The organism is Paenibacillus sp. J22R98, from assembly GCF_059383835.1.
Genome location: NZ_JBXENW010000022.1, coordinates 1 through 13,362, shown reverse-complemented (window position 1 = coordinate 13,362; position 13,362 = coordinate 1). Strand labels below are relative to the sequence as shown.

Annotated in this window: 8 protein-coding genes and 1 tRNA gene; 2 read left to right on the top strand and 7 right to left on the bottom strand. The window is 46.9% G+C overall.

Annotated features, from left to right (window positions below):
- Positions 1-35 precede the first annotated feature (35 nt).
- Positions 36-110 (top strand) — tRNA-Gly (locus AC50Y3_RS30070).
- 110 nt (positions 111-220) lie between these two features.
- On the opposite strand, the gene AC50Y3_RS30065 is transcribed toward AC50Y3_RS30070, so the two are convergent.
- The 7 genes from AC50Y3_RS30065 to AC50Y3_RS30035 form a co-directional block, all read right to left on the bottom strand.
- The gene (locus tag AC50Y3_RS30065; protein WP_494822333.1) at positions 221-874 is read right to left on the bottom strand and encodes a hypothetical protein; all 654 of its coding nucleotides are present in this window, start codon (positions 872-874) and stop codon (positions 221-223) included.
- Complete coding sequence (gene pilM / locus AC50Y3_RS30060; protein WP_494822332.1) at positions 858-2,372, bottom strand: type IV pilus biogenesis protein PilM; 1,515 nt, start codon at positions 2,370-2,372, stop codon at positions 858-860. The genes AC50Y3_RS30065 and pilM overlap by 17 nt, the downstream gene beginning before the upstream one ends.
- Before the next feature lie 16 nt (positions 2,373-2,388).
- Positions 2,389-3,144 (bottom strand): prepilin peptidase, encoded by a 756-nt coding sequence (locus AC50Y3_RS30055; RefSeq protein ID WP_494822331.1) that lies wholly within the window; start codon positions 3,142-3,144, stop codon positions 2,389-2,391.
- A gap of 70 nt (positions 3,145-3,214) precedes the next feature.
- On the bottom strand, positions 3,215-3,706 hold the full coding sequence (locus AC50Y3_RS30050; protein ID WP_494822330.1) for a type II secretion system protein: 492 nt from the start codon (positions 3,704-3,706) through the stop codon (positions 3,215-3,217).
- A gap of 36 nt (positions 3,707-3,742) precedes the next feature.
- Positions 3,743-4,951, bottom strand: coding sequence for a type II secretion system F family protein (locus AC50Y3_RS30045; protein WP_494822329.1), 1,209 nt, complete (start codon positions 4,949-4,951; stop codon positions 3,743-3,745).
- Entirely contained in the window at positions 4,951-6,000 is a 1,050-nt protein-coding gene (locus AC50Y3_RS30040; protein WP_494822328.1) for a type IV pilus twitching motility protein PilT, read from the bottom strand. The genes AC50Y3_RS30045 and AC50Y3_RS30040 overlap by 1 nt, the downstream gene beginning before the upstream one ends.
- Positions 6,001-6,012: 12 nt before the next feature.
- Positions 6,013-7,683, bottom strand: a complete 1,671-nt coding sequence (locus AC50Y3_RS30035) for a GspE/PulE family protein (protein ID WP_494822327.1) — start codon at positions 7,681-7,683, stop codon at positions 6,013-6,015.
- A 366-nt stretch (positions 7,684-8,049) separates the two neighbouring features.
- On the opposite strand from AC50Y3_RS30035, the gene AC50Y3_RS30030 reads away from it, so the two are divergent.
- Positions 8,050-13,221 (top strand): Ig-like domain-containing protein, encoded by a 5,172-nt coding sequence (locus tag AC50Y3_RS30030; protein WP_494822326.1) that lies wholly within the window; start codon positions 8,050-8,052, stop codon positions 13,219-13,221.
- Positions 13,222-13,362: the final 141 nt, after the last annotated feature.

Below are 13,362 nucleotides of genomic sequence, written 5' to 3'. Positions count from 1 at the left end.
GGGTTCAAGTCCCTCTACGCGCACCATATTTACTTGCGGAAGTGGCTCAGCGGTAGAGCATCGCCTTGCCAAGGCGAGGGTCGCGGGTTCGATTCCCGTCTTCCGCTCCATATTTACAACATCCAAGCCCGATCTCGCTAACATGAGATTGGGCTTTTTGCTTTTTTAGCACTTAAAAAATCCGCCTTCCGTCATTGTATGTCGGAGGGCGGATTTTTCATTATTGCTCGTCAAAAGGGAGCACTAGCTTATTTACGAGCGGTTTGTAGGATGGATCAAAGTAGGCGGTATATACAATGTTAGCCGAAATGGGTTTGGTGTTAGCGTTAATGCTGCCTGATTTGGCTACGTCAAACGAGTCGATGGATATCAGCCTTGGGAGCTTCTGTAGCTCTTCAATATAACGAAGGACATCGGTATAGCGGCCTTTAATGACTGTGGCTACTTTGAGTTTCTTTACATTAGGACCAAAAGGATTCTTACTTTCTGTGTCGGTTGCGTTCGTTTCGGCTTCATTTTCGCCGGCAGTCGTTTGATCCCCATCGCGATCAGGCGTAAAGTTCGCAGTTAACGTTTCAGCGCCGGTGACGGACTCAATCTGCTGTAAATCTAGCAGAAGCTGCTCTGTATTATCCCATAGCGGGAGTGCATGCTGAACGTTTTCTTTCGAGTATTCGTCGCTTGCTTTCTTCTTCTCAGCGATCTTCTTGTTAAGCAATCCGTATTGGTTGTTGAGACTTTCAAGTTCGATTTGCTGCCTAGTGATCTTATCCGTAGATGGCTTCAGCAAGTAAGAATAGACGGCAAACATTACAAGGAACAATAGGGCAAGAAGGAGTATGGTCAATGAACGGTTTTTAGTTAGTTGTTCCATTGTTATCCTCCTCAGTCGACTTCATTTTGACGCTGAATGTAGCCGTATATGGCTTAGAAACCGAAATCTCGCCATCGGAGCTCGATGTTGCCGCAATCTCTCCTTTAGACATGCTCTGCATGCCGGCATCCTGTGTAAAGGACATGCGATGCAGATCAAATAAGAAACGGGACATATCCTTCATCGTATTAAAGCTGGCGCTGATCGCAATCTGTCCTTGCTCCGTGTAACCGAGAGTCCGGATTTCTCCTCCGCTTGGCAGCTTCCGCTCCAGCTCTTTTACAATCGCGACGACATCTTGCTGATGCTTCTTGATGTTCTCGATTTCTGTCAGTGGATTAGACTGGCCTGAGGAGGCTCCTGTAGCTAATTCGTTCTGCTTTAATGCAATTTGGTCATTTAAGGCTTGAACCTTATCTTTATTTCCCGCGATTTCGGCATGGTTGCTAATAAAACTATAGACGATCAGTGTCATAATGAGTATCCAAGCAGCTAGAACACTTGTAAGAACGATCGGAACGAGCCGCGCTTCATGCTTCACCTTCGGAAGTAGGTCAATGCTAAACGTAGGATCCTTTGGCAGCGCCAAACCGGCTGGAATCAGATATGCACCATGCTCGTCCTTTAAGGCTCCGGGTTCAAATGCATGGAAGTCAGCTTCATGAATAGACATATCTGGCTGCGAATCTCGGAGTGCTGTGAGTAATGCTTCCTGGGCGGCCGGAGGTCCTGCGACGATAGCTTTTGTAATACGAGAAGCCCCTTCGTGTAGACCGAACTGATAGAAGTTCAGTATCCGCGAAATTTCGGCAGTGAGATCCGAAAGCTGGAACTCATTTAATTGTCCGGGAAGATGATCGCCATTCTCGAACAGATTGATGGTACGCATGAAGATGGGACTGCCTTCATGGAACATGAAGATCTCAAGGCCCGTTTCGCCAATGTTGATGACCATCGTTTCACTTGTTTTCTCCGATTGCTGTGTGAATAGCGCCTTCAACAAGGCTGCAGCTGGGAAGGCGATAGCTTTAACACGTAATCCTACATCTTGCATGAGATCGATCGAAGTCCGGATCCACTTGAGCGGTGCGGCGAAGATTAGAACATGGGTGCTTGTCTCATCTTTACCGATCTGAAGAAAGTCATAAATCGGATCTTCAAATGGTAAATGGAGCGTCGTTTCGACCTCAAGCTCGATCAAATGTCGAAGTTCCTTGGCATTGGTCGTTGGGATGCGCATTTTACGTACGATGATTTGCGAAGTAGGAACGGCTAAAGTGACCGTTGCACCGCCGAGCTTCTCGCGAAGGATCCATTTCTTGAATAGAACTCGGATGGGGTCGATATTGATAAATTGATCATCGACAATGGCGCCTTGCGTTAGTGGCAGATAGCCTTTGCGGTCAAGCTCCCAAGCTTTCTTCTTGCGCAGGGCGGCGAATCGAATACCGGTTTGTTCAATCGTAAGACCGATTTGTTTGGAGCCAATGGTTATCATCTCTATCACATCCCATTTAGGTAATTATGTTCAGATACCCATCGATCAGCAGTTCTCCGTAGCAATAAGCAGCAAGTGTGCCTAAAGCGAGAAACGGACCGAAAGGAATCGGTTGTTTTCGTTTAACAATACGAAGTAGCTGCAATGTGCCACCGACGATAGAACCAGCTAGACATGCTAATAGCATAGCAACAAGAATATGCGGAAATCCAACAACAAGGCCGCATACGAAGAACAGTTTGGCGTCGCCTAATCCCATTTTGCCGCGAGAGAGGAGATTCACGAGGAGCAGTATTCCGCCTCCAACTAAAGCGCCTAATAAGTAATGCCAGAACGGTTGGTCATGATGGAGTATACGAGTAAGCAGAAATAATGGTAAGAAGAACAGAAGTACTTTATTCGGTATAAGCATGTATCGAAGATCGGAGACAGTAATGATGACGGACAGGCTGACAAGCAGCAGTGCGATTAGAAGCTCTAAACTTACGCCAAGCTGAATGTACATGTACATGAATAGTAGGCCGGTAAGCACTTCCCCAATCGGATAGACGGGAGAAACCGACGTATCGCAGTGTCGGCAGCGGCCTCTTGCAAACAGATAACTGAATACGGGGATTAAATCACGTTTCCTAAGTGGCGTGCTGCAGCTTGTGCAATGGGAGGGCGGGTGTATTAGCGATTTTTTTGCAGGTACGCGCAAGCCGACGACATTAAAGAACGAACCGCATACAAGGCCGAGGGTGAAAAAGTAGATGGCTAAGGCAACCGTCATTGAGCATGGCTACTTTCTATATGAAATGAAGAGAGGAACCGGAACGAATTCCGGTTCCTGTGTAGGAGCATTATGGAGTTGTCGGAGCTGCTGTAGTTATTACAGTTCCTTCGCCTGCCAACACTTCAGTGCCCTTATACCAATGATTCACATGAGTTGGAGTGGCACCAGTTGTACCCGTATCTAGGAATACATAGAGCAGATCGCCGTCTGGTTGATACTGAACAGTACCAGCAATAATTGTATCTTTCGTACTAGGTAATGCAATATTAGACTCCAGATAACCTTTTGCAACCATTTGAGCAATTGTTACACTTACTCCAGTTGAAGTTGTAGAAGTAAAGGTACCGTTTGACTCATTAGTAACATATAATCGAGCAGCATCATAAACTTGGCGTGCCGTCTGGAAGTCAGATTTATCCTTGGATTTATTTAGAATATTACCGATTAAGGGAATTGCAATCGCTGCAATAACTCCTAGAATAACTATAACTGCAAGCAATTCAATCAGAGTGAATCCTTTTTCTTCTTTCTTCACACGCTTCAATACATTCGTTACCATTTTAATTCCTCCCTGAATTTGGTTTACTTAATTTGTCTAACCCATTTGACCATATAGACTGAACATAGGCAGCATGATTGCTGCTACGATGACTCCGACTACACCGGCGAGAAATACGAGTAATAAGGGTTCAATAAGTGACTTCATTCGATCGACCGTGTTCTCTACATCCATCTCGTAGAAATCCGCGACCTTCGAAAGCATCAAATCTAGTGAGCCAGTCTCTTCACCTATCGCAATCATTTGGGTGACTAGAGGTGGAAATACCCAAGATTTCTTGAGTGGATCGGAGAGCGGTTTACCTTGGCGAAGGGAATCGCCTGCGCTGCGGATGACTTTTCCTACTACCCGGTTCGATACGACCTCCTCGACAATTGAGAGGGACTGAAGCATCGGAACCGAGCTTGCATATAGAGAAGACATTGTCCGCGACATCTGTGCAATGACGCCTTTCTGCGAGAGCTTCCCGAAGATCGGCATCTTCAGCTTTATAAAATCAATGACATAGGCGCCGCCTTCGGTGCGCTTGGCTGTAATATAGCCAATTACAAGTAGTGCGGCAACTAACAACCATAGATACCACTGGTTCTCAATGCTTCTGCTAACCGCCATGACAATCTTGGTAATGGCCGGTAGTTCGGCGTCCATGGAATCAAACATATTAACGAATTGGGGTACAACCGCTTTGAGCAAATAAATGACGGCTGCGATTGCGAGAAACCCGACAACGACCGGATAAGTTAAGGCGGATTTGATTTTCTCTTTAGTCGTATGCTGTTTCTCGAAGAAAACAGCGAGCCGCTCGAGCGTGCCTTCCAGATCACCGGATTCTTCGCCTGCGCGAATCATATTGGTGAACATGGATGGAAAGATGCGCTTATGCTCCTGAACCGACTGAGAGAATGCATTACCGCGAAGCAGGCTCGAATGAACCTCTACCAGTGCTTTCTTAAGCGGCTTACTCTCTGTTTGCTGAGCGAGAATGCCGGTAGCATCGAGAATCGTAACCCCTGCACGAATCAGTGTAGCGAACTGGCGACAGTAGATAATGAAGTGCTGCATTTTGACCGGATTACCAATGTAGATGTCCATCGATAGAATCGTGTTGCGATGCTCATCCACTGAGAGGACGACAAGTCCGCGTTTACGAAGCTCCTCGACCGCAGTCGATTTGTCCATCGCTGACATCTTGCCCTTGAGTAGTTTGCCGCCGCCTGTCTTGACTTGATAAGCGAATTGAGCCATTAGTAGGCACCTTCAGTCATGTACACTTTCGCTGCAGCCGGATCGACACGTCCTGTTTGCAAGAGCTCTTTGATCGAAGCGTCAAGGGTATGCATACCTTGAGCACGTCCTGTTTGCATGACGCTTTTGATCTGATGAATTTTCTCGGTACGAATCAAATTCGCAACAGCTGGTGTATTAATCATAATTTCTGTCGCGCATGATCTGCCTTGTCCGCCTGGACGGGGCAGCAATCGCTGTGAGATAACCCCGATCAGTACAGCCGCAAGTTGTGTACGGATCTGTCCTTGCTGATGGGAAGGGAATGCGTCAATAATTCGGTCAATCGTTTGTGGAGCGTCTGTTGTATGTAAGGTTGCAAAAACCAAATGCCCCGTCTCTGCTGCCGTTACAGCGGCGGAGATTGTCTCCAAGTCGCGCATCTCACCGACGAGGATAACGTCTGGATCCTGCCTAAGCGCGGCCCGAAGCCCATTGCTGAAGCTCTTCGTATCGTTGCCGACTTCACGCTGATCGACAACCGAAGCGGAATGGGTATGGAGGAACTCAATCGGGTCCTCCAACGTAACGATATGCTTCTTCTGTGTTCGGTTTATGTAATCAATCATGGCTGCCAGAGTTGAAGATTTGCCGCTACCCGTTGGGCCGGTAACCAGGACAAGCCCTTGATGCTTATTGGCTAACGACTCAATTATAGGCGGGAGTTGTAGCTGCTCCAGCGAAGGAATGCGTGTTGGAATCGTACGGATCGCGATACTAACCTTACCTCGCTGGCGGAATGCATTGATACGGTACCGCGAGTAGCCTTCCAGCTCATAAGAGAAATCCACTTCGCCGGCTTGGTCAAAATGCTCTACCTGTTCGGTGTTGAGGAGAGCGGTTGCCATTGCTCTGGAATTCTCTACGGTGACTGCCTCTTCACCCAGTCGGTGAAGCGTACCATGAACACGCATAACAGGCGGAGACCCGACTGAAATATGAAGATCGGATGCTTTGCTTTCATGAGCTTGCCGCAGCAAGTTTGTAATCTGTTCTAAGGCCTGGACCATTATCCAGCCTCCTTACGAATGGGATACTGTCTCTCGCAGCACTTCCTGTAGGGAAGTAATGCCTCTGACCGCCTTCTCCAGTCCATCATCCATGAGCTGGATCAATCCGTTCTTCTCTGCTGCTTTGCGCAAGTCCTCAATGGAGCTTTCTTGACCGATTTGCTGGCGAATGGTGTCATTGATGCCAAGCACTTCATGGATCGCGACCCTTCCGCGATAGCCGGTTTGATTGCAGGTACCACAGCCGGTTCCTTTGTAAAGCTTGTCCGCATGAAGGCCGTGATTTTGCAGGAATATGGTCTCCTGTTCAGAAGGTGCATACTCGGTCACGCAGTCCGGACATACGCGTCTGACAAGCCTCTGGGCGACTACGCCGACCAAAGAGGATGCAATCAGGTATGGCGCGATACCCATATCACGGAACCTTGTGATGGAACTGACGGAATCGTTCGTATGCAGCGTCGACAGGACCAAATGTCCGGTGAGTGATGCTCGAATGGCGATCTCTGCAGTTTCCGAATCCCGAATCTCCCCGACCATGATAATGTTCGGATCTTGACGGAGAATGGAACGTAAGCCTGTTGCAAAGGTGAGCCCGATCTGTGGGTTTACATGAACTTGGTTAATGCCTTCGAGCTGGTATTCCACCGGATCTTCAACCGTAACGATGTTGGAGTCCTCATTATTCAGATGCTGCAGGGCAGAGTAGAGCGTCGTTGTTTTACCACTGCCTGTCGGTCCTGTAATGAGAATAATACCGTAAGGAACCTCGATCATTTGTTTAAATACGTTATGGTTATGCTTGCTGAAGCCGAGCTGATCGAGCGCTTTAACGCCTACGCTTAGATCGAGAATACGTAGTACGATTTTCTCACCATGAATGGTTGGCAGCGAGGATACCCGAATGTCGATTGTCTTGTAGTCGACTTGCATCTTCATTCGGCCATCCTGCGGCAAACGGCGTTCGGCAATGTTCAGCTTCGCCATAATCTTAAGTCTCGCCGTAATAAAGCCTTGCATTTGTTTAGGGATAACTCTTTCGGTGCGAAGTACACCGTCAAGCCGGTAGCGAATGTTCACATTGTTCTCACCCGGATCAACGTGAATATCGGAAACTTGAAGCTGGACAGCCTGTTGAATCATCTGGTTTACCAGTCGAACGACGGGGGAGTCTTCATCCGTAATCTCAGTCTCTCGAATTTCGTCGGCCGAAGGCAGCTCGCCCATAAGCTGTGACATGGAGTCCTGCAAGCCATAATGCCGTGCAATGGCTCGTTGCAGCTCATCTCTGCCGGAGATCGCCGGCTCAATTCGGAAACCCGTGGACATTCGAAGCTCTTCAATAGCGAAATAGTCCAGCGGATCGGCCATCGCAACAAGCAGCTTGCCGCCTTCTTTATGAATCGGAATGGCTTGATATCTGCGGGCCATACTCTCGGGAATAATCTGCGTAATAGAAGGCTCGATCTGATATTTGAACAAGCTGACATGTGGGATGCCCAGTTGAAATTCCAATACTTCGAATAACTGCTGCTCGGTTATGTATCCTTGTGTAATGAGCAAGTCTCCAAGCTTCTGCTTCGTCTTACTTTGTTCCCGCAATGCCTGCTGCAACTGTTCTTCGGAAATGACATTGCTCTCGATGAGGAGGTCTCCCAGCCGCTTCTTCTTCACGGTACTCATCTCTATCCATCCCCTCATGACAAACTGTATCAAAATCTTTCTTTTTACGACAATAAACTAGGACTATATACCTACAGTAAACCGCCGAAGAACTACCAACTCATTCCAAGCAGTCTCGAAAAACTAGAAAATCCTGCCTCTGATAAGGTAATTATACACACACCTAGTTCTATTAGACAATATGGGATTTTTATTAACATATTTATCTATTTTTCTTCCGGGATTCTATGTATAATATAGTCAACTGAGCGTAGTCCTTTAGAACTGTATCAAATTGTAGCAAAAAGTAAACCTATGACAGGGGGGAAAGCTATGGATACGAGAAAGAGTACTAGGATGAGTAGGAGAACAAGTAAGAGGCTGAAGATGAGGTCTCTGGTAATCAGGCTGCTCTTTATCAGCATGATTGCTGCGCTAATTATCATTCCTGGACTTTATTTGAAGGATGCGTATGCGAACGGGACGGTCTATTATGCAATCAAGGCTGATACGAAGTTCATAACGGTCGGTGCCGATAATGTACTAACCGCTAGCGTGACAAGCATTGGCACGTCAGCGGAGCAGTTTGAGCGGATCAATAACAGTGATGGTACATATTCGATAAAATCCAAATCGACCGGCAAATATGTGACCGCTACAAAGACGGATAAGGCATTGGCGGCAACTGCTTCTACTATTAGCTCTAGTGAGAAATTCAGCATTGAGGATGACTATTTAGTAGCTACAATAGGGAATAAAAAGAGGTACGTGAAGCTGGCTTCAGATACGAAGCAGCTCTTTGCATCCGTTTCCGAGTCAGATAAAAGTGATAATGCAGCGAAGCTGAGCTTCACCCAAAATGTGACCAAGTTTCTAGAAATTACAGATGGCGGCGGAACATCGGACCTGCAGCCCGTTCTTGGATCGCTGCCGAATATTTCAATCGAAACCATGAGCATGAAGCGATTCGTCGCCCTGCGTGGAGACCTCGATGGCAAGTACGATGGAATTTACTTGGGTAAAGGCACCTTCAACCCTACCAAAGTTGCCAAGACAACTTCGAGCGGACGAGCAGCTGCCCATGATACGAAGGGCTTGGAGAACGACATTACAATGCTTAAGGCAAACGAGATTGTAAATGATTTTATTACCAAGGGACAGCCTGTATTTATTTACAATGATTCCTCGAAGAAGAGCGGTCTGCTGTATCAAAATACTACGGGGAATTTGTACAAAACGTTTGCGCCGTACTCGACAGCCGGCAGAGATAATGTTGTCTTTCTGAAACCGACAGAATTGTCGAGTTTGGCTGACCTTAGCAAGCAAACAAACGGTTTGCTGAATCAACGGCCGAATCTCGTGCTAAGCGGTCAACCAAGCTCTTATCTCATTGACTCTTCTGCTCTATATCATGCCGGAGATACGTTATCCTTTCATTTCAACGTGTCGAACTATAATAGATTCGGAGACGGTAGATTAACGGCGAATTTATATCTTGGTCTCGACCAAGCGGTAACGTTCGGCAATGACCAAATTGTTGCTTCCTCGGTCGTGACGAATAATAGCGAAGATAGTGAGATTTCTTACGTGTTGCCTAAAGGCTATTCCGGACTCTATTATTGGAAGCTCGAAATCGTAGATCAGACGACGAAGTTGAAGAGCTACGAGACTGGCGTGTTCCGGTATCGCGATCAATTGACCAAGGTACGCGTGCTGCAAGTCATGCCGAACGATTCGGATACGAGCAGCTTGAAGAACAGCGGCAACTTGACCCAATCGTATTTGAAATCGACCGATGAATACGAGATTGCTATAACGACAATGAAGTTTAAGGATTTTAATGACACAGGGAAAGACAATCTGAACGGATTATATGACATGCTGATATTTGGTTTCGCAGATTCCTATAATTCCAGCGCCAGCATTACTATGGCAACTGCGAATGCCGTCAACAATTTTATCAGAACCGGTCAAAGCGTAATGTTCACGCATGATACTGTATTCTCAAGCAGCGAGTCGGATCGCAATACATGGATCGACCAATTCCAGCAAACGACAGGCCAAATCGAGCCTTGGACTAATCTTGGTCTCAGCGCGCCGAACACATCGAGAGCTGTGAAGAAGGTTAATGACGGTCTGCTCAATCAATTCCCTTTTAATCTAAACACGACGACACCAGAGGTGGCGTTAACGCACAACCAATACTTCACGCTCGATCTGGAAGATAAGACGGTTGTGCCTTGGTACAACATTATTGGTTCGAACCGCGATGAAGATGACAGTTGGAACCATTACTATACCTATTCCAAAGGGAATGTTACGTACTCCGGTACTGGGCACACGAACAACAGCTTTCCGGTGTGGGAGCAAAAGCTGTTCGTCAATACGATGTATCGTGCTTATATGGGATCTAACCATGCACCAATGCTGACGGTGTACAACCCGCTTGATTACTCGGCATTGAAGGACAACTTCATTCCGAATTATCAAAATATCAACCTCAGCTTCATGCCGGAGGATTACGATTTTGCGGATCGTAATTTATCGGTTTCGATCAAGTATTCGTATAATGACGGATCGGGCTTGCAGACGGTAACGCTGCCGAATACAACGGCTGTCTCAGGTTCTACGATTAACAAAGAGATAGTGAACCCCTTCACTGGAGATGGTGATCTCACCATTGAAATTACGGTTACTGACAAAACCGGCGCGAAGATTACGAAGTCGATCCCGGTTAAAGTGAAGAAAGTGTCTTCCAATCTAACTGTTAAACGTACAATTTCCGGGTTGACCTCTGGTTCCGAGCTCATGCTGGATAAGGGAACATCGGCAACCATGACGTATACGGCAACACCTAGTGCGATTGCGAAATCAGGATCTGTCGACGTGTCCACTTTGAAGATCCAAGGGATTGCTTTCGCGGAGACACTGCCTGCCGGACTAGAGATTGTCGGCACCCTGCCTACAGGCTTAACGAAGAGCGGAGACATTAACACGGGTTATAAATTAAACGGAAATTTAAGCACCATTACGTATTCCCTTGCTGCTAATGGGCAGAGCTATACGGCGTCACCACTATCATTCGATGTTACGGTGAAACCGATGGTTACAGGGACGCTGCCGCTGAACAATTCCAGTCTTACGTTTAAGGATGTAGGACGAACATCGACGACGACGCTTCCTTTCGATACGTATTCGATTAATTCGATTGTGCGTCTAACTAACCTTAGCATCAGCCTTAATGACGTTACTCTTGTGAATAAGAAGGACAGCTCCGGTGCTACTGTGTATGACACCGCGACGATCATTCCGACTTATACACCTGTGGACGCGACGCCTAAGTTTAATTGGACGTCATCGAATACGAATGTCGCTACCATTATTACGACTGTTGCTGGTAACGGTTATGTCACTGGGGTTTCAAGAGGCACAGCAACCATTACGGTAACGGATATGATTACTGGGAAGACGGCGACCGCTCAGGTCACTGTATTGGAATCAGGTTTGAACATTATCGGCGATGATACGGTAACAGCCGGTATGGCGATCAACCTATCGAGCAGTCTAGTAAAACCGAGTCGCGAGAAGGTAAGCAGTATCAAGTGGACGGTATATCGACCTGAGGACGGGTCGCTCAGCTCCAGTGAAAGTGAGCAAACGGTTCTGACGGGTCTTAAGGCGGGAAAAGTTACACTCACATTACTAGAGACGACCACATATGATTCAACGATTGATGGTTCCAAGGTGACGACAAATTATGAAGCGACGAAGGATATCATCATAACGAATCCTGTCCTTTCATTAACGGGGGCTAATTCACTTACAGTTGGCGATACCGCTTCGCTCACTGCAACTCTGAAGAAGTCGCTGACAAATGATACGAGCATAACAGATGACCGAGTCATACAGAACGTTACATGGAATATTAAAGAGTCGGATCGGAAGAATCTTGTGAATCTTCCTTCTACAACAGGGAAGCAGCTTAAGAATGAGCTAAAGGCTCTTGCTCCAGGGAACGTGACAATTGTCGTAGCAGTTAGTCTGCTGGACAATACTGTGCTCACGAAGGAATTGTCAGTTAATATTGAAAACCCTGTTCTTTCGTTAGACAAGGTCGGTACTACTAGTGTAGGCGATACAACGCAACTGACTGCTTCCTTACAGAAGTCGTCATCCAATTCCTCGACAATTTCGGATTGGAGCAGTATGACGCGAGGCGGCGTAGCTTGGAGTTTCACGAGACCAGTCGAGGCATTGAAGCTGGCGGCTCTAACGGGTACTACAGCGAATGTGAATCCATTAAAGTCTTTAGCTCCTGGTCAAGTAACGGTTAGAGCAACCGTGACATTGCTAAACGGCACTGTGCTCTCCGACGAAGTAACGATTACAATTCAGGAACCGGAACTCACTCTAAAGGGGACTAGTTCAATTGGTATTGGCGATACGGTGCAACTGACAGCGGCGTTACAGAAGTCGGCATTGAATGCCTCCCCGATCACAGACTGGCTTAGTGTGGTAGAAAATGTGGTTTGGCGCTTTACGGATCCAGAGGAAGCAAAGAAACATGCGACGCTATCCGATACAGCAGCCAAGCAGAGTGTGAATACACTAAGAGCCACAACTCCTGGTGAAGTAACCGTTAGCGTTACGGTGACATTGCTAAACGGCAAAGAGATCACCAAAGATATAACGATTACGATCGAAACACCTGTCCTATCCTTGACCAAAGATGCCAGCTCAATTGGCGTCGGTGATGTCGTGAAATTAGATGCGGAACTGTGGAAATCACAGACCAATCATGCAATGATTACGGATGACAGTGTTATTTCGAGCCCAACATGGAGTCTGAAGGGCGGGGATGCTGATGACTTCGGCAAACTCACTTCTACAGGCAGCCCGTATACGAAAGACCTCAAAGCACTTGCTCCAGGTAGTTTTACAGTGGTTGTAAGCGTGGAGCTGCTGGATGGCAGGATCATTAAGGATGAGCTGCCAATTACTATAAAGAACCGTGCACCCGAAATTAGTGGTAGCACGAACGTTCGAGCAGGTAATTCCATTAATGATCTTGTCCTCAACTGGGTCGGTGCTGCGGGTATTCCTGGTTTCATCTACACGCCGCAATGGTCTTTGGTAAACAATGAGTCTACCACAACAAGTATAAATAGCAGCACAGGGTCAGTCACAACGGGGTGGACGGATGGCGCGACAGTTACCGTTGTCGTGAAGGTGATGACACCAGCCGGTGTGGAACTGAAGGCTCAGAAGCAGATCAATATCATTAATATTCTACTTCCGGATTCCGTGCCGCAGCTGAAGCAAGGCCGTACAATGAATCTAGAAGACAGTAGAATTTTGAAGATATTACCTGCTAGTATGCGCGACTCGATTATTGGCGGGCTAGAGTGGCATTCTGCTAATAACAACATCGTTACGGTCACGCCAGAAGGCGTCATTAAAGGAATCAGCAAAGGTACGACAACCATCACGATGTTCGATAATACGTATGGTATTGAACGTAAAGTCATTGTAACTGTATTGAATAGCGACAAGTATTAACATAGAAAAAGCCTTATCGCCAGTAAATACGGGACTGACCCCCGTTCATGAGACAGGGATCAAAACACCTTTCAAGTTAAGCAGCCAGTCGTCGGAAATCAACCGGCGACTGGTTATTTAGTTTCGTTTGAATACGAATTG